The sequence below is a fragment of the Ignavigranum ruoffiae genome (assembly GCF_023195815.2).
Taxonomy (GTDB): Bacteria; Bacillota; Bacilli; order Lactobacillales; family Aerococcaceae; genus Ignavigranum; species Ignavigranum ruoffiae.
In genome coordinates this window covers 940,510-958,820 of the sequence record NZ_CP096206.2, presented here as the reverse complement: position 1 = coordinate 958,820, position 18,311 = coordinate 940,510, and the positions used below count along the sequence as shown (strand labels likewise).

The following is an 18,311-nucleotide window of genomic DNA, read 5'->3' as shown; positions in this document are numbered from 1 at the left end:
CTTCTCTCTTATATATTTTATATAATTTTTCATCCATACCTCGCTTAGTACAATTAAATTAGAAGTAGCACATATCTTTTATGGTGATTTGTTGATTGCTCAAAGAGGACTCGTTTCTAGATTGCAATATTGTAATCGATTTCATTTTAATTATAGCAAGTCCTTTTCTTTTTACAAGGCTTTGCTGCCCACCTTTCTTATTGAAAAACTCATTAAGATTTGCTATGCTATTGTCAAGTTATAACTTTACAAGGTGGTGAGGCGATGTTTGCGCCGCAAAAATTAAAAGCGATTCGTTTAAATCGGGGCTTATCTCAAGTTGAAGTCGCACGACATCTTGGAGTAACCCGCTCGGCTTATTCCAGTTGGGAAACGGGGACCTATCAGCCGAATCGCAAGAACTTACAGGCCTTAAGTGACTATTATCAAGTGGATATTACTTATTTCGCAGCCGAAACAGAATTTATTCACCGCTATTTGGTCTTGAATGCTGAGAATCGGCAGCGAGTCTTGGCCCATGCCCGTCAACTTTATCTCAGCCAACTCGTCCCCTATAAGGTCCATGCCCGCTTATCCGCCGGATTGGGCGACTTTTATATGGAGAATTATGACTATGATACAGTCTATTTTGACCATGATTATATGTATGATATTGCTTCTTGGATTCATGGGGACTCGATGCAACCCCGCTATCAAGATGGTGAGGTTGCTCTGATTCGGGCACAAGGTTTTGATATAGCTGGTGCTGTCTATGCCGTTGTTTATAATGAGGAAACCTTTATTAAGAAAGTATATCTTGAAGAACATCAAGTCAGACTGGTTTCTTTGAACCCAGCTTATGCCGATATCTATGCTCCCCTAGATCAAGTTCGGATAGTAGGGCCGGTAGTCCATGCCTTCAAGCCACTCGAGGTTGATTACCATGATTAGATTTGATTATCAACGTGAACCCCATTCAGACATAGCCTTTATTGATATGAAATCTTTCTATGCCAGTGTCGAATGTGTAGAGCGTGGCCTCCATCCCCTAAAAACTTGCCTCTGCGTGATGAGTCGGGCGGACAATGCTAGTGGTTTAATCTTAGCCAGCTCTCCTCTATTTAAACAGGTGTATGGTAAGCAAAATGTAGGACGAAGCTATGATTTGCCCTTTGATGTGCGAACCCGTAAATTCTCATATCGGAACGCGAAACGTCAGGGCTTGCCGATGACCCGTGAATATATTCAGTATATTGAATCATGGGCTCAACGAACTTTGATTGTCCCTCCGCGAATGGCCTATTATATCCAAGAAAATCTTAAAATCTTAAAAGTCCTACAGAAGTATGCGCCCAATAGCGATATTCATCCCTATTCTATTGATGAAGCATTTATTGACTTAAGCAAATCTCTTAATTATTTCCAACCTGATCCTAACAAATCCCGGCGGGAGAAATTAGATACAATCAGTGCACAAATCCAACGAGACATTCGTCTAGCCACGGGTATCTTCTCTACGGTAGGAATGAGCAATGCTAACCCCCTCTTAGCAAAATTAGCGCTCGATAATGAAGCCAAGCACACATCAACCATGCGTGCGAATTGGTCTTATGAAGATGTAGAAAGTAAAGTCTGGGCGTTAGAACATTTAACAGATTTCTGGGGGATTGGTAGCCGGACGGAACGCCGCTTAAATCGTCTGGGGATTGATAGCGTCAGGGCCTTGGCTCAGGCAAATCCAGAGATATTGAAGAAAGAATTTGGGGTCATTGGTCTCCAATTGTGGTTTCATGCTCATGGCATCGATGAGAGCAAACTTTCCCGACCTTATCGAACGAAAAGCAAGGGTTTAGGCAATTCTCAGGTCTTACCTCGCGATTATACCCAGAAGGATCAAATCGAACTTGTTCTCCTCGAGATGGCTGAGCAAGTGGCGATTCGTTTGCGACGTGCTCATAAGAAGACGACTAACGTGGCAATCTATTTAGGCTTTAGTAGGGAAACCCCTCTGCCTTCTTTACAGGCAAGTCAGAAGATTGATCCGAGTCAGAGTACCGCCGAACTGCGTCGTCATGTGCGAACCCTCTTTCGTCAACGTTATCAAGGGGGAGCAGTCCGTTCAATCGGCGTTCGTTTCGGCCAATTGGTCGATGAGACTTACCAAGTGTACTCTTTATTTGAAGACCCAACGCTGAAGGACAAGCAAGCACGCTTAGAACAAACCATGGATCAGATTCGTGATCAATTTGGTTTTCTGGCGATTCAGCGCAGTTCTATCTTATTAGAAGGATCGCGGACTCAAGAACGTAGTAGCTTAGTAGGAGGTCATGCCGGTGGCTTGGATGGAATTCAATGATAATGACAGAGTTGATCGGAGCTATCTGCCCTATAAATCTGCTCGGGAATATCAAGATCGGGGCATGGCTAAATGGATGGGATTCTTTCTATCGGAACACAACTCAGCCTTAAAGCAAGCTCAGACTGTCTCGAGAGAATCGCCGATGATGGCAGAATCGGATAAATTACTTGCCTTGACTCAGTTATTCTTATCCCAGCAATTGGCCGAATTATCTACGGTAGATCCGCTGATGCATTACCAAGGTCGGGTCAGTGACTATAATGATCAAAGTATTTACTTTACAACTAAGGAAGGAATTAAATATATTCCTTTGCAACAAATTAGGTCATTAACTTTACTGGAGGAATTTGATGATGACTGATTTGAAGATGGCTACCATTCAATTTGATTATTTCCAGGGAAATTATGCCCAATTCGAGGCCGATTTTAATCGATTCTCTACCCTTACAACACCCTTGACCTTCATGACGGATGATCTTTTGCGCTTTATGCATAGTCATCAACTTACTTATTTTCGCTTAAATGCGAAGAATGCTAGCGATGGCCGTGACCATTATTTTCTCTTTGATTTGCTTGCCATCAATCCGCAAAAGACCGTCTTTACCTATTCGTATCTGGGACATGACGATCACCCCCCTACTTCTAAAATAAAAGAATGACTAGCCCCTAACTAAAAAACAAGCGGCTTATTTGTTCAGTCAATAGCTATGAACACAACTATAACTTTAAAATTATAATAAGATAAAATATTTTAATAAGTTTGCTGTTTTTTATTGAAAAAGCTTCCATCCCTTGTTAGGATAAAGATGTTCTTAAAAGGTTGAAGGAGGAAACTTATGGAAGTGAAAGAAAAGAAACAATTTAAAACGCCTCACACCTATGTGATTATCTTCGCAATTGTGGTGTTGGCTTGGCTGTTAACTTTTATGATTCCGGCCGGTAAGTACACGACCCAAGAGATGGAATATCAGGGATCACAAGGCAGTACTTTTACCCGGACGGTCTTGATTCAAGATTCTTTTCGTTACATGCATCCCTTGAAAGAAGATATCTTGCGTCAGAAATTAGGTCAAGTGAGCCAAAATCAAAATTTCCTTAAAGAGAATGAAGTGGATCAAACTGCTTTGACCGATTTGTTGAACTCTGGAGAAACCCTGACCTTCGCCAATTTAGAGGGGGTAGGTCTGGATGAGGATGAGTTATATCAAACATTTGGTCAAGCAATCTATGATCAAAGTCAAACCTTACATAAGACTGCCAAAGTCTGGGGAACAGAAGATCATTATGGCTTTGGTTTCTTGAACTATATCTTCGAGGGGCTAGTCACGGGAGATCGTTACGGGTCGGCTATCGGTATCGTCGCCCTGTTACTGGTTGTCGGTGGGGCTTTTGGTATTATCATGCGGACTGGCGCGATTGATGCGGGCATCTATGCCTTTGTTCAAAATGCTCAAGGCTATGAATTCATGGCGCTACCCTTAATTTTCTTTATGTTCTCTTTTGCTGGTGCCACTTTTGGTGCTTCAGAACAAGTCATTCCGTTCGTGATGATTATTGCCCCCTTCTGTGTGGCCATTGGTTATGACTCGCTAACGGCTGTGACCATTACTTTTGCCGCTTCGCAGATTGGCAATGCTTGTTCTTGGATGAGTCCCTTCTCCATTGCGATTGCTCAAGGGATTGCTGGCTTACCTGCTTTATCTGGGGCCGGTTTCCGGATTATTATGTGGATTGTTATTACCAGTCTTTCATGTATGTATACCATGCTTTATGCCAAGAGAATTAAAGCCCATCCAGAAACATCTCTGACTTATGAGTCGGATCATTATTTCCGTAATCATCAAGAAGAAAGTCAAGAATCCACACCTGAATTTTTATTAGCTCACAAAATAATTCTTGCCGAGCTATTGTTAGGTCTAGCTTGGATTGTTTATGGGGTCATGTCGTTAGAATATTCTATTCCCGAATTAGCTTCTCAATTCTTCTTGATGGGACTGGTTACGGGGATTACTGCTTTAATCTTCAAATTAGATAACCTTACAGTCAACGACCTAGCTTTTGCATTTAAAGATGGAATTTCCGACTTAGCGCCAACCGCAGTGGTGGTGGGGATGGCTAAGGGGATCTTATTAGTCCTTGGAGGAGCCGATGCGGGCAGCTTCTCGGCTTTGAATACGATTCTCTATCATGTGGGCAATGCCTTAGGCAATCTTTCATCCTTAGTCGGTGCCTATGCCATGTATCTATTCCAAAGTGTCTTTAATTTAGTCGTCACATCCAACTCGGGTCAAGCTGCCTTAACCATGCCGATTATGGCCCCTTTAGCGGATATTGTTGGCGTCTCTCGCCAAATTGCAGTCTTGGCTTTCCAATTGGGTTCAGGTTTTGTGGATGCTTTCACCCCCGTCTCTGCCAGTCTAGTGGGTTGTCTAGCAGCTGCCCGAATCGATTGGAGTCGTTGGGCCAAATTCCAAATTAAGATGCAAGGCGTGCTATTCATCTTAGGTATTATCTTTATATCTATTGCCTATGCTATTAGTTATCAATAAGAGCTAGAAGGAGTAAATCGATGAAATTAATTAAGAATGTCCAAGTTTATGCCCCCCAACCTCAGGGTAAGCAAGATATCTTGCTGGCAGGTGGGGAAATCATCGCAATGGCTGATCATTTAGATATCAGTGAGGATGCTTTAGAGCTGGAAATTATTGATGGACAAGGTATGATTGCTTGTCCTGGGTTTATTGATGCGCATTTCCATCTCTTGGGTGGAGGTGGCGAGAATGGCTATCAGAATCGAACTCCCGAAGTCCAATTAACTGACTTGACCCTGGCTGGGGTTACCACGGCTTGTGGACTGTTAGGAACGGATGGTGAGGGTCGTGATGATGTCGCATTAATTGCTAAAGCCCATGCCCTTGATATTGAAGGGATTTCAACTTATGTCTATATCGGTAATTATCGTTTACCAGTCAAGACAGTTACCGACTCGATTATTAAAGACATCATGGTAATTGACAAAGCAATCGGTATTGGCGAAATTGCCATTGCTGACCACCGTAATGGCGCCCCTACCCTGGAACAATTTACCCATGCGGCTGCGGATGCTCGGGTGGGCGGATTGTTAACTGGGAAAGCTGGAGTAGTGAATATTCATGTAGGACCCGGTCAAAGTAAACTTGATTTAATTTTCCAAGCCTTAGAAACGACGGATATCCCGATTGCGACCTTCTATCCTACCCATATTGGTCGCAGTCAAGAATTAGTAGATGAAGCCTTAAAATTTGCTGAAATGGGTGGAGTCTTTGATGTCACCGGAAGTGAAGATCCAGATCAAACCCAAGCATTAGACGGAGAGATTCCTTTCCGTAAGATTCTTCGTCAAGTCTTAGACAAGGGGCTAGACCCAACTTGTATCACCCTAACTTCAGACGGACAAGGAAGTTTACCTGTCTTCGACGCTGCTGGTAATTTCTTAAGAATCGGCGTCGCTAGTTCGCGGTCACTCTTAATCGGTGTCAAAGAAGCCGTTCAACGAGAAGATATTCCGCTAGAAATCGCCCTACAGACTGTAACGTCGAATGTGGCTAAAATCTTGAAACTCCAAGATAAAGGCAGTTTAAAAGTCGGTTATGATGCTGATATCTTGTTATTGGATCCTGAAAGTTTAGATATTCAGACCGTCATTGCTAAAGGTCAAGTGATGGTAGAGAACGGAGAAGCCATTCGCTTTGGTACTTTTGAGAAAGCATAATCAATTTGATTAAAGGACTAGACAAGTAAATATAAAACCAAAACTCGGCCAACTTGGGATCAGCTGACCCTAAGTTGACCGAGTTTGTTATGTCTGTAGAATTTTGCCGAGTCTTATTTTGCCAATTGTGCTTATAATATTAGGAACGACTTGAGGCGTCACTGTGTTTTATTGTAGATAATCGAGTGTGGCCAGAATAAAAGCTTGAACAGCCACAATTAACTGGCTTTCGTCCAGGTCAAATTTAGGATGGTGATGACCGTGAAAGCTCCCTTCAATCAGACCCGGATTAGCCAGAAATAAGAAACAACTTGGGACCACTTGACCATAAAAAGCAAAATCCTCGCCTCCCATTAAAGGCGCCTGGGTTTCAACGATTTGGTCTGAGCCAAGGGTATTGCTTAAGACGGCCACCGTTTCTTCCGTCGCCTCTTGGTCATTTATCAAGACCGGATATTTATAATCATATTGTACTTGACAATCAAGATCGAACATCAGTGCTGTCCCTTGGCCAATTTCTTGTAAACGCTGAGCAATAAATTGTTGCTGTTGGAAATTAATGGTTCGGACAGTCCCTTCCAGAAAGACTGTATCAGGAATAATATTTTGGTTCACGCCACCTTCAATATGGGTGACGGAAATGACCGCGGATTCAGTCGCTTTCAAATTTCGGCTCTTAATGGTTTGGATGGCAGAAATAATATGATTAGCCGCGATGATGGGGTCATGAGCGTTCTCTGGATAGGCACCATGATAACCACGGCCACGAATGGTCATGCTAAACCGATCCATTGAAGCCATAAAGGGACCGACCCGATAGGATATTTTGCCAGCGGGGATACTCGGATCTAAGTGACCGATATGAAAGCCCAATAGCCGAGTGACTTGAGGAGATTCCAGCACCCCTTGGTCAATCATTGGTTTAGCTCCACCGGGATATTCTTCCCCAGGTTGGAAAATTAACTTAACCTTGCCTGCAAATAAGTGCCGATGTTCTTGGAGAAATTTGGCCACCGTTAATAGAATCGCTGTATGTCCATCATGGCCACAAGCATGCATACAATGATTGCTGGCAGCAAATGCTAAATCAGTCGCTTCTTCAATCGGTAGTCCATCCATATCTGCCCGTAACCCCATGACTTTCTGGCTGACCTCTCCTGCTTTTTGCCCTTCAATTAAGACTGACAAGCCGTTTCCTTGGAGATAATGATCGTCATAAGTCAAGCCAAGGTCTGTGAGAACCTGTTTGACGTAAGCACTTGTTTGGGGTAATTCTAAACCCAATTCGGGTATTTGATGTAAATCACGGCGCCAGCGAATCAAGTCTTCTTGATAAGCATCTCTGAGCGCTTGAATATTATGCGGATCCATTTGTTCACCTTCTATATATACGATTGCGTCAATAATTCAATTAAAGCTGCTGTGGTATGATGAAGTTCATTAATTTCCAGGTATTCTTCGGTGGTATGAACTTGTTGCATACCGACACCAATGATGGCGGCGTTGAAGCCTTGTTCAGCAAAAAAAATCGCATCCGAACCTCCACCAATAATTTGAGCCTCTGCTTGAACACCGACTTTATTATAAGCGTCAATGACTTGATTGACAAAGGTTAGATTATCTTTTGATTGTAAAACTGGATAATCGCACCAATACTCAAAGCTATAATCATTTATAAATTCTTGAATCGTATTTTCGTATTTTTGTAAGATATCTTTTGCTGTTTGATCACTATGCGCCCGAATCTCTCCAGTGAATTGACAACGATCTGGAACAACATTATTCGGGAAATTGGCTTCTATTTGTGAGATATTCGCTGTGGTCGTTTGATCAATTCTTAATAAGGGGAGTTTGCTAATAATTTGACTAGCAACCTGAATCGCATTGATTCCCTTCTCTGGCTCGATACCAGCATGGGCTTTCTTACCAATAATCTCAATGGCGAAACGATAACAAGTGGGTGCCTGATAGGCAACTTTATCCGCTTTCCCTGCATTATCCACGACAATAATATTTTTAGCGAGGTCGAAGTGTTGATGGACTTGGTCCCATTGAATATTCTTTGCACCAAGCATTCCCTGTTCCTCACCCGGCGTAAAGATAAAGTATAAATCTCGATGAGGCCGATTATTTTGAACAATATATTCTACTGCTGATAAGATAGCAGCCAGCCCCGCTTTATCATCGCCACCCAAGGTGGTGGTGCCGTCACTGCGCCAAATATTGGCTTCTTTTATTATTTTTAAATTTTGGTTGGGTTGGATAACATCCATATGTCCGTTGAGAGTAAATCCAGGTCCTTCAAGCTTTCCTGGAATTTTAGCAAATATGACCGGGGTATTCCCGCCATACTTGTCTTCACAATGATCCAAGTAAATCTTGGCCGATAAATTTTCTAAAAATTGAATAATATAATCCGCCATCTTTTTTTCTTGTTTACTTGGTGAATGAATTCGTAACATTTCTTCTAGGATTTCTAAGGTTCTTTCTTTAATCATCATTGACCTCCTATAATTGACCTTTGAGCATTTGTTTACGAGCAAATAATATTGAAGTAAATACCGATGTCAGAGTAATAATGAATGATGGATTTCCAGGAATAAAAGAAACGATAAATATCATGATTAAGGAAATCGCCAAAGCAAAAATTCCAGTTGCATAAGATTTTACTAGGAATTGCCCGAAAATTCCCCCATAAATACCGGGAATAATTAATTCAAAATATTTTGCAATATTGGCAGGTAAAGTCGTGATGACAGTTTGCCCTAGAATCGTCGCAAAGATTACGAAGAATACTGCCACATAAATTGAAACAGCTAAACCAATCGTTCCCATCAGAGCGCCTTCATCAGTACCCTCTTTGTAACCTGAGGCCTCAGTCGCCACCGCTGCCGCCGGTATCTTCATATTCACACCGTTACCGGAGAGCATATTCATATATAAGCCAGAAGTCCCTACGATTGGAAAATAAGAAATTGGCTCACTAATATAAAAAGCGCCAGAAACAGACATTTGTGAAATAGCTCCGGCGATAATGGCAGAGATCCCCGGATTGTAGCCCCAAACAAAGGTCATTAAGCAAGGGGGTAATAACACTGCAATAATCCCTAGGATCATCGTTAGCCGACCAAAACCAACGATACTTTTTGTGAATTTTTCATAAGCTGACATTGTTCCTTACCTCCTTATACAAATATCATACCGATTAAGGCACCACTAAACATAGAAATGGTCAATGACCATGATTTGACCCATTCATATTTATTGCCAAGTTTCTGACAGAGTACCATAATAATCAATGCCGAAATACTGGACACAGCGTGCGAGGGGTTTACTTGAAATTTAACGACATTGTTCATCACAAAATAAGCGAAGGACCCTAACATGGCACCGACACTTACCGCTGGAAGTAAGGCCTTCCGTCCACCGGTCATCAAATCATTAATAACATGCATTCTATGAGCGAATAGAAAAGTTACAATCAGCCAAGGAATCACTCCTAAAGCTGGTGTCCATAAGGCATTCGCATAAACCTCAGGACTCATTACCGGAGCTAGTTCTCCTCCTGCAGCTTGGGCTCCAAAAGTGGCGGCCATGGTTTCATAGTTGGTTCCACCGATAATACTCATCCTTAAAGCAGAGACTGGAGCACCCAACGATACGATTAATGAGAGAATACTCCCCACAATTCCCAACGCTGGACCGATACTGGCAATCGCAGAAACTTTGATACCTTTATGAACGCGTTCTTGATCCATCGCTAAATCTTTGGTAGCTTTAAGAGCCTTTCGTATAATATAAGTCCCCTGAACAAGTACCAATATAATCCCAAAAGCGCTCACCACATACATCAAGGGGTGATTCGCTAAATGTATATGTCCTTCCATTCCATGACCTCCTTATATTTTAATGTAATTATCATCTTCGCCCAGGTCAGTTATATGATACACTTAAAGAAACCTTAGACTTAAGATAACGCTTACATTTCAACTTAAAGATATCATATTCCCAGATTGAAACCTAATAGTTATTTGTGATAGGGCCTATCATCATTTCTGATTACTGACTTTGTTTGGAGGAGTTTGGCTTATGGATATTCAACAGATTAAATATATTTTGGAAATCGCTCGGACCGGTTCGATTAGTAAGGCTTCCGAGAATCTTTTTGTCTCTCAACCCCATCTCAGTGCCAATCTCAAGAAAATAGAAGATGAATTGGGAATCAATATCTTCGAACGCACCCACCGTGGTGTCATAGCGACCAAAGAAGGCCAGAATTTCTTGGAAGATGCCCAGTCCTTGGTTAAGAGTTTTAATCATTTGGAAATGAAATATGCCTTTAATAACAAACAAATCCAAAGTTTATCGATTTCTGCCCGCCGTTCTTCCTATCTAACGCTAGCTATTTCAAAGTATATTAATCAAATGCTGCTGGAACAAGAACATCTCCTGGTTAAATATTCAGAATGTACTAATTGCCAAGTGATTGAGAATGTGAATAATGGCAATGCAGATGTCGGCATTATTCGATTCAGTAGCGAATACCGTGACCATTTCGAACATCAACTTCATTCACGCTATATCCATTGGCGTAAGATCTATCAAACTTCCTATGTGGTCCTGATGGAACAAACCCATCCCCTAGCCCATCATCGAATTTTGAATTATGAAGATCTCATTCAATTTACTGAAGTCGTCCATGGCGATTTTGAAGATAATTTATTCTTAAATGAATTCTCAGAATCTCGCTTAGGTCTAGCCAGTAAGCAAAAAATTTATGTCTATGAACGGTCCTCGCTTTTAGATTTTATTGCCAATGTGCAAGGATCCTACGCCTGGACAACAGCGACCCATCCCCGGACCTTAGACATGTATCATCTGGTCGAACGACCAGTCAACTCAATCCAAAGTGAGTGCCTAGATTACATTATCTATAAGAAAGACCATGTGAGTCCGGAATTATTGGGGCAGTTAGGTCAAGTCATTGATTTAACCATCGAAGACCTTATGTCGCTGCAATAATCAGGTAAAGCACTGTAGACATAAGCTCCCCTAGTCATACAAAAAGACCCAGATCCTTCGAACTTCGCTTAACTTTGGCTAAGTCCTGGATTTGGGTCTTATGATATTACTTGATCATTTTTAGTCTTCTTCTATTAAGTCGAAGATTAGCCCTTGATATTCATTAATTGCTGAGAAATTCTTATCCATCACAGTCATATCAAGTTTTACTGATTTTCCTTCGTACATTTCATAGTCATCTTTTGATAAAGCAAAGACGAAGTAACCCGTCGCAGAGTCGCCTTTTTCTAAGACGGTATCATGTGGAACCGTTTCAGGTTGTAACATCCGTTCATTCTTATATTGAACACTTTCATTAAAGATGAGATTAGCATAGCCACTATTGAAAGCTACCGCATTTTCATCTTTGTCACTATTATTCTCAATGGTATATTTGATCGTGTATAGAATGACGCCATCTTTAAAACCTTCATAACTTGGAGCATTTTCTTCATTTGGTTCAAATTCAGCAATTTGATAACCGTCAATGGTAATATCGATATCTTCCAAAGTTTGAGAATCAATATCTGTTTCTTCTTCAAGCAAGGTCTTGCTACCTAAGTTATCTTCGACAACCTTATCTGGATAAAGGTCACCACTAGCTTCAGCCTTATCTTCACCTTCTTCACTGATTGGTAAGACAACTAAATCCTTCGGATTAATCCGATCACTCGCCGAAGGTTCACCGTCTCCTAAGTTAATAAAGGTAGGTTCATAATTAATTTCTCCATTTTTAAGCGCTTGGTCAAGAGCTTCTTCAGTCAGGGTCACCATCTCATATCCGGTAACTTCTTCGCCAGCCTCGATGACGTTCTTATTCTCTACAATTTGTTTGTTAAATTCATTCTCTTCTGGGATTAATTGACTGGTATGGCCCCAGAAACGGTCAGTGTTAGACACTTCATAATTTTGTGAGAGACCGATGGTAATGGGTTCATCAGTATCATTCTTGATGGTGGTTTGAACAGCAAGCACCCCACCACGTTCACGGTTCTTGTCGAAGACCACGTCCCAATCACGTGAAACTTCTTTTAATTCATATAATTTATAGCCTGTAATTTCATAAGTAATATCTTCTTCATCAAAAATAGTAATTGGCTCATCCATTTCATATAATTCTTCAATATCAGCAGCCTGAGTAGACTCTTCTAAGGCATCTTCAACATCATCGAACTTAAAATCTTCGGCAGCAATAACTGGATTGACTAACGAACCTCCTAGGACTATGGTAGTAGCGAGCAAAGTCAGAAATCTTTTCATTATTCATCCTCCTAAATTTGATAGTTTAATAATAGCGGATTCATTTCCTGAATTGCAAGCAATCCACTCAACAAAAAAAGAGCCTGCTTAAGGCTCAGATAAATTAATTTTGGCAGAAGATAATTTCTTCTTCGGTCATTTTCTCAATTCTGGCTTGGCTATATATTTCGTAACCACGCTCACGGTAAAGTTGGCCACCAGGTTGGAAGGCTTTCTCAATGGCAATACCAATCCCGGCCACTTGGGCACTAGCTTGATCACATAGATCGATTAAGCCCCCTAAGGCTTGTCCCATTGCCAGAAAATCATCAATAATTAAGACTCGGTCACTCTGGTTAAGAAAGTTTTTTTGGACCCGAATATCATAGGTCTTTTGTTTGGTATAAGAAGTAATGGTGGATTGATATACATCATCACCCAAGGTTAGCGATTGAGATTTCTTCGCAAAGACTACTGGCACATTGAAATAAGTCGCTGCTGCAAAGGCTAAAGCGATCCCGGACACTTCCAGGGTTAAGATTTTGTTAATCTGCTGGTCTTTGAAATGTTGGTAGAAATCTTCGCCCATTTGCATAAATAATTGTGGGTCAATCTGATGGTTAATGAAATTATCCGCTTTCAAGACTTCCCCGGGTAAGAGGGTTCCTTCACGGCGGATACGGTCTTCTAGAATTTTCATTGGCTTACTCCTTTATCTCTAAGATATAGTCAGCAATATCGGCAAGTGAATCTGCCTCATATTGAACAGTAAATTGATCTGGCTTGGCGAGATGATGTTCATTAAACCAACAAGCCGCCATCTGAACATTATTGGCGGCCAGAATATCTGAACTTAATTTGTCACCCACCATAATCGCTTGGTCTTTGTGAAAGTCTTTAATTCTGGGGAATATATATTCAAAAAATCTGGAATCTGGCTTATTAAATCCAATCGTCTCCGAAATAAAGACATCTTCAAAGTAAGTTTCAATTCGAGTTTGATTTAAGCGATAACGTTGGGTATTGCCAATCCCATTACTCGCAGCAAAGAGACGACAACCTGCTCGACTCAACTGATCCAATAATGCTAAGGCCCCATCTTTTAATTGGGTCGATTCGGCTAAATAGTCACGAAAGCGATCATCCCAGGACGGTCCTGGTTCTATTTCCAGCTGATATTGCTTGAAGAAGTTGGGAAAGCGCGTGGCCATGAGTTCGTTTTTACTCAATTGACCTAATTCAATCGCCTGCCAGAGCTGAGCATTATAGTCTTCATAATGTTGATAAATAGCCGGCGTCACTTGAAAATTCAAATCACTAGCCAGTTTATGAAAGGCATAATACTCACTCCGTTTAAAGTCAAACAAGGTATCATCGAGATCAAGAAAAACAAATTGGTACATGCTTCACCCACTTCTGTATTACATAATGGATTTATTATAGCAGACAATTGCCATAGGGATAAGGATTTTTCATATTTTATTCATTATAAGGCGCTTTTGCCCCCAAAAAGCGAAATATTTAGATCACAAAAAAACTTGGACCTCAATCCAAGTAATAAATCTTCTGACCAATATCCTGTCCATAGACCGATTGGTAAGGTTGAATATATTGTTGATAATGAATGATGGGTTGATTGGACATTAACTCTAGCCGGGTATCGAAATATTGAATCGTCTGATCACAGAAATAGAATTGGTGGCGTTCATAGAACTCGCGACGACGCTGACGAATCTGCCAATCTGGTGACTGAATTAAAGTTTGTTCAATCTCAAGGACGATTTGATGATTGGGGAAGCTAGCCTGCAACCAAGTGATAGCCCAACCGCCAATATTTTGTCCCCGATAATTAGGATCAATGGCTAAATATTCCAAAATCAGGGTCTCATAATTGAATAAGGTTACCATTAAACCCATAAAAACATTGTCTTGATTACGAATAATATATATTTCTGAATGTCCGGATGCCTGATGTTGATATAGCATCGGGATGGGTTTCCTTTCTTCTATCGGAAAGGCAGAAAGATATAACGCTTCAAAGGCTGGCGCAAAGACAGATTGAGCACCAGCTAATCGATCAATAAACATAGATGCCTCCTAAGACTGACCCAGTAAATTCGAAAAGATAGAGAAAAGATTATTAATTCCAGCCATATATAAAAAGGTGGTTAAAGGTTTGAAAATCAACTGAATTTGGGTAAAGCGAGCCAAAGACATCGGGCTCAGCCCCACTAACATCGAGAACAAATCATCAGGTAAGCCTGGCACAACATAGACAATCGCCAAGAACCAGCCCAAAGATTTCTTCTCTAGATACCCAATATACTTATTAATCGTCTCTTTGTCAAAAAAAGCAAAAAGAATCGGCTTGCCAAATTTACGCGCTAATAAGAAAAGCACCGTAGAACCGAGTAAGTTAGCCCCAAAGGCAATGGTAAACCCCCAAAAGGGGCCGAAAACCGAATAGCCCACCACATTGCCGAGGCCACCTGGAATAATGGGATAGACTGTATTAAAGAATGACAGGAAGAAATAAACTAAGGGCCCCCAGCCTTTATGTTGCCTTAAGAAGCGCTCGAATACTTCGGGGCGATTAAATAAATTATGACGAATAAGATAGGTAAATAGACCTATCGTTAAAATCAGTCCGGCTAAAGCAATCCACTTGACCATGCACTTGTGCTTGAGGAAGAATTTAAGATATTTCTCCTCCTGAGCCTGGCTATTAACTGCGAAACATCTTTGCTTTTGCATGGTGTCTTCTTTCATCATCGTGAGCCCCCTAACATCTTCATATATTCAGTTTATAAGATTATAAATAAATAATCAATCAGACTTAGGACTGAGCTCTAGAATGCCAAAAACTCGTTGGCCCAGCAAGATTCATTGCTGTAAGCCAACGAGTTTAATCGAAATGTAGTGGGCTTGGCGCTTCAAGCAACCCTACATCGAGGATTTTAATAATCTAAAATGCGAAACGACTAGTCACCCGTTGATAAATTGGGCTAACAATCAATGGCGTTAATACCCCACTGACCAAGGCTTCAGGAACCCCATTAGTTCCCACAATCGCCAATAAAGTACTAAATAAAACATTAACATCAATGCTTAAGGCAGAGGCATAAGTTTCGGCAGCGAACAGATAGATTGCCCCCAGGAACAAAATAGTATTCAGAATGGACCCTAGGGCACCCGCAACGGCGGCACTTAAGGCTACAGGCATTTTCTTGTTCAATTGAATAAAGACATAGCTCGCGATTAGACCTACCAGAATTCTTGGTAAGACTGAAATTAAGGGGTTCATAATGACAGGAGTTAAAATATTTGGCGTCAAGATGGACCGTAATAAACTTAAAATTCCCCAAACAGCTCCCAAGGTTACTCCCATTTTAATGCCAAAAAAGATCCCACCAATAATTACTGTCACCTGGACAATCGTGGCATGAAGCGGACCAATAGGAATATAACCTAGCCCAGGAACGAACGATTGAATAATTAGGATGGCAACGAATAAGGCAAGTATCGTCATCTTTTGTGTTTCTTTATGACCATATTTTGTAGACATGATATCCTCCAAACATTCTAATACTTTGATATTGTTTTCGATTATATACCTAAAGATGGGCTATGTAAAGGCTTTTATCTGAATCCCTTCTTAGAAAAAGTGAATACCTATTAAGCTTATCTAATAAAGTTAAGAATCTGGACAAAGTGGATTAAATTTAACTAAATCTATGATAAAATATCTTCTAATAATGATGCGTAAGCAAGAAAGGATTATTAAGATGTGTGTCGTAAGTTTTAATATCAATCCTCAAGCGGACTACCCTTTCGTCTTTATTGGAAATCGCGATGAATTCTATCAACGAGAGAGTCAACCCATTCACCAATGGCCGGATGTTCCCCATATTTATGCTGGCCGTGATACCGAGCAATGGGGAACATGGTTAGGCGTGACTCCAGGAGGATATTTCGCCACGATTCTCAATGATCCGAATCGACCTCAAGGCATGGTGGATCAACCACAAAGTCGAGGAAATCTGGTGCGGAACTTCCTAGAAAAAGAAGCCGATTTAGATGAATATTTAACTGAATTGCGCCGTCAACGCCATAATTATCAAGGCTATTTTCTGATTTTTGGCAATTTTGGACGGTTGTACTACTACTCCAACGTTCAGGATCAAGTGGTTGTCCTCAGCCAAGGACTGCATGTCTTTTCCAATACTGACGATGATATGTCTAATTTCAGAACTTATCAAGCTAAGAGAATACTATCCGAACATTTAGATTCTACAACAAGCACCGGCTTTAATCATGATGCTTGCCTATTGGATTTCCATAATACGGAACGTCATCCTAATTTTAAAACCCATCCTAAACGATTTAGCTATCAACGGGCCTATCAAGCTTCTTCCCTATTTATCGAGGATGATCGCTTTGGAACGGTCGGGACGACGATGATGACTGTCGACCAACTCGGACAGGTTCAGATGACTGAACGACGATATACTCCACAAGGGGTTAAAGATCAACATCATTTAAGTTTTCAGACAACATTTAGAAAGGTCTAGTCGATGAAGCATAAAACAAACAACACTTATCTCTTAATTGGTTCCTTACTATTTGGCCTATTTTTTGGGGCAGGCAATTTAATTTTCCCGGTGACTCTAGGCCAGGAAGCTGGAGCAAATGTCTGGCTGACTAATCTGGGCTTTTTGATTACCGGAATTGGTTTGCCGCTTTTGGGGATAATTGCCATGGCAGTCTCCAATGTCGAATCGGTCTTTCAACTCGCCAACCAAGTTAACCGCCGTTTCGCCTATGCTTTTACAGTCTTATTATATTTAGTCATTGGACCTTTCTTTGCGATTCCTCGCTTAGCAACGACTTCTTATGAAATTGCAGTGGCTCCTTTTGTCAGTCCAGCTGCCAATAAAATAGTATTAGCACTGTATTCAATTGTATTCTTCCTATTAGCTTGGCTTGCTGCTCGTAAACCGAAAAATCTCTTAACGATTATTGGCAAAGTCTTAACGCCCGCCTTGTTAATTTTATTGTGTAGTTTATTTCTCTTTAATTTTATCAATCCCTTAGCCGAAATTGCCCAAGTAGCGGTCCAAGAAGCCTATCAAAGTCAACCAATCACAGTAGGATTTATAGAAGGTTACAATACACTCGATGCTTTGGCTGCCCTGGCCTTCGGAATTATTGTCGTTCATAGTCTACAAGAATTAGGCATCCACGATAAAGTTACCATGACACGCGATATTATTATTTCCGGTTTAATCGGTGTGGGTTTAATGGGGATTATATATACCTTATTAGCCCGTTTAGGTGCAGAAAGTATGGCTTTGGTCGATCAACCGAGTGCCAATGGTGGACAAGCTTTAGCTATGATTGCTCAATACTATTTAGGCGATATTGGCCTACTCTTACTCGGCTTGACCGTTCTGATTGCTTGCTTTAAAACCAGTATCGGTTTGTTAACTGCATTTTCTGAAACCTTTGTCGATATGTTTCCGCGTCTTTCATACGCGTCTTGTCTTTTAATCGCAACGATCCTGCCGACGCTCTTTTCTAATTTTGGCTTAAATATGATTATTTCCCTTTCACTGCCGGTCTTAATGTTTATCTATCCGCTGGCGATTGTCTTGATTCTATTAAGCATTATCTCTGCTTTTCGGCCTCTTGATCATTTAGTCTTCCAATGGGCCATGGTCTTGACCGGTTTCGCAGCAATCTTCGATAGTTTGAAAGTGATGGAATTTTCTTGGTTACTTGCTAATCCACTTTATCAATCCTTGTTGTCCTTTGCTGAACAATTTCTCCCTTTCTTTAACCTCGGACTTGGCTGGACTTTACCCGCTCTACTTGGAATCTTATTAGGTCTCATCTTTAGTCGAAAACACCGTTAAATCCTGA

General features: G+C 41.0%; 19 protein-coding genes. 9 read left to right on the top strand and 10 right to left on the bottom strand.

The window, feature by feature from the left end; all coding sequences use genetic code 11:
* Positions 1 to 264: 264 nt before the first annotated feature.
* The 6 genes from M0R79_RS04590 (at position 265) to iadA (ending at position 6,089) form a co-directional block, all read left to right on the top strand.
* Complete coding sequence (locus tag M0R79_RS04590) at positions 265 to 930, top strand: LexA family transcriptional regulator (RefSeq protein WP_248416174.1); 666 nt, start codon at positions 265 to 267, stop codon at positions 928 to 930.
* On the top strand, positions 923 to 2,335 hold the full coding sequence (locus tag M0R79_RS04585) for a Y-family DNA polymerase (RefSeq protein WP_248416175.1): 1,413 nt from the start codon (positions 923 to 925) through the stop codon (positions 2,333 to 2,335). The genes M0R79_RS04590 and M0R79_RS04585 overlap by 8 nt, the downstream gene beginning before the upstream one ends.
* On the top strand, positions 2,322 to 2,699 hold the full coding sequence (locus tag M0R79_RS04580) for a hypothetical protein (protein WP_234971659.1): 378 nt from the start codon (positions 2,322 to 2,324) through the stop codon (positions 2,697 to 2,699). Before M0R79_RS04585 ends, M0R79_RS04580 begins: the two co-directional genes overlap by 14 nt.
* Positions 2,692 to 2,997, top strand: coding sequence for a DUF5960 family protein (locus M0R79_RS04575; RefSeq protein ID WP_259561153.1), 306 nt, complete (start codon positions 2,692 to 2,694; stop codon positions 2,995 to 2,997). Before M0R79_RS04580 ends, M0R79_RS04575 begins: the two co-directional genes overlap by 8 nt.
* A 177-nt stretch (positions 2,998 to 3,174) precedes the next feature.
* A complete protein-coding gene (gene yfcC, locus M0R79_RS04570; protein WP_248416177.1) occupies positions 3,175 to 4,887 on the top strand; it encodes a putative basic amino acid antiporter YfcC in 1,713 nt (570 codons plus the stop codon).
* Positions 4,888 to 4,907: 20 nt separating this feature from the next.
* Positions 4,908 to 6,089: a beta-aspartyl-peptidase gene (iadA, locus tag M0R79_RS04565; RefSeq protein WP_248416178.1), complete on the top strand. Its 1,182-nt coding sequence runs from the start codon at positions 4,908 to 4,910 to the stop codon at positions 6,087 to 6,089.
* Between the two features lie 168 nt (positions 6,090 to 6,257).
* On the opposite strand, the gene M0R79_RS04560 is transcribed toward iadA, so the two are convergent.
* From M0R79_RS04560 to M0R79_RS04545, 4 genes are read right to left on the bottom strand one after another with little or no spacing between them, the layout of a single operon-like run.
* Positions 6,258 to 7,460, bottom strand: a complete 1,203-nt coding sequence (locus M0R79_RS04560) for a M20 metallopeptidase family protein (protein ID WP_248416179.1) — start codon at positions 7,458 to 7,460, stop codon at positions 6,258 to 6,260.
* Between the two features lie 11 nt (positions 7,461 to 7,471).
* Positions 7,472 to 8,587: a M20/M25/M40 family metallo-hydrolase gene (locus M0R79_RS04555; protein WP_259561150.1), complete on the bottom strand. Its 1,116-nt coding sequence runs from the start codon at positions 8,585 to 8,587 to the stop codon at positions 7,472 to 7,474.
* Between the two features lie 10 nt (positions 8,588 to 8,597).
* The gene (locus M0R79_RS04550; RefSeq protein WP_092569907.1) at positions 8,598 to 9,260 is read right to left on the bottom strand and encodes a hypothetical protein; all 663 of its coding nucleotides are present in this window, start codon (positions 9,258 to 9,260) and stop codon (positions 8,598 to 8,600) included.
* Between the two features lie 14 nt (positions 9,261 to 9,274).
* Positions 9,275 to 9,976, bottom strand: a complete 702-nt coding sequence (locus M0R79_RS04545; RefSeq protein ID WP_248416181.1) for a DUF5058 family protein — start codon at positions 9,974 to 9,976, stop codon at positions 9,275 to 9,277.
* A gap of 202 nt (positions 9,977 to 10,178) precedes the next feature.
* Here M0R79_RS04545 and M0R79_RS04540 point away from each other — a divergent pair, with 202 nt between their 5' ends.
* A complete protein-coding gene (locus tag M0R79_RS04540; RefSeq protein WP_248416182.1) occupies positions 10,179 to 11,111 on the top strand; it encodes a LysR family transcriptional regulator in 933 nt (310 codons plus the stop codon).
* Between the two features lie 120 nt (positions 11,112 to 11,231).
* Here M0R79_RS04540 and M0R79_RS04535 read toward each other — a convergent pair whose 3' ends face one another.
* From M0R79_RS04535 to M0R79_RS04510, 6 genes are all read right to left on the bottom strand, one after another.
* A complete protein-coding gene (locus M0R79_RS04535; RefSeq protein ID WP_248416183.1) occupies positions 11,232 to 12,410 on the bottom strand; it encodes a DUF5068 domain-containing protein in 1,179 nt (392 codons plus the stop codon).
* A gap of 103 nt (positions 12,411 to 12,513) precedes the next feature.
* Entirely contained in the window at positions 12,514 to 13,089 is a 576-nt protein-coding gene (locus M0R79_RS04530; RefSeq protein WP_248416185.1) for a xanthine phosphoribosyltransferase, read from the bottom strand.
* 4 nt (positions 13,090 to 13,093) lie between these two features.
* On the bottom strand, positions 13,094 to 13,792 hold the full coding sequence (locus tag M0R79_RS04525; protein ID WP_248416186.1) for a YjjG family noncanonical pyrimidine nucleotidase: 699 nt from the start codon (positions 13,790 to 13,792) through the stop codon (positions 13,094 to 13,096).
* 142 nt (positions 13,793 to 13,934) lie between these two features.
* Positions 13,935 to 14,477 carry a GNAT family N-acetyltransferase gene (locus M0R79_RS04520; protein WP_248416188.1) on the bottom strand — a complete coding sequence of 181 codons (543 nt, stop codon included), beginning with the start codon at positions 14,475 to 14,477 and terminating at the stop codon, positions 13,935 to 13,937.
* A gap of 9 nt (positions 14,478 to 14,486) precedes the next feature.
* Positions 14,487 to 15,161, bottom strand: a complete 675-nt coding sequence (locus M0R79_RS04515; protein WP_248416190.1) for a TVP38/TMEM64 family protein — start codon at positions 15,159 to 15,161, stop codon at positions 14,487 to 14,489.
* A 193-nt stretch (positions 15,162 to 15,354) separates the two neighbouring features.
* Positions 15,355 to 15,954, bottom strand: a complete 600-nt coding sequence (locus M0R79_RS04510; protein ID WP_092569924.1) for an ECF transporter S component — start codon at positions 15,952 to 15,954, stop codon at positions 15,355 to 15,357.
* Between the two features lie 193 nt (positions 15,955 to 16,147).
* Here M0R79_RS04510 and M0R79_RS04505 point away from each other — a divergent pair, with 193 nt between their 5' ends.
* Both M0R79_RS04505 and brnQ read left to right on the top strand, forming a co-directional pair.
* Positions 16,148 to 16,960, top strand: coding sequence for an NRDE family protein (locus M0R79_RS04505; protein WP_259561145.1), 813 nt, complete (start codon positions 16,148 to 16,150; stop codon positions 16,958 to 16,960).
* Between the two features lie 3 nt (positions 16,961 to 16,963).
* Positions 16,964 to 18,304, top strand: a complete 1,341-nt coding sequence (brnQ, locus tag M0R79_RS04500) for a branched-chain amino acid transport system II carrier protein (protein WP_248416194.1) — start codon at positions 16,964 to 16,966, stop codon at positions 18,302 to 18,304.
* Positions 18,305 to 18,311 lie beyond the last annotated feature (7 nt).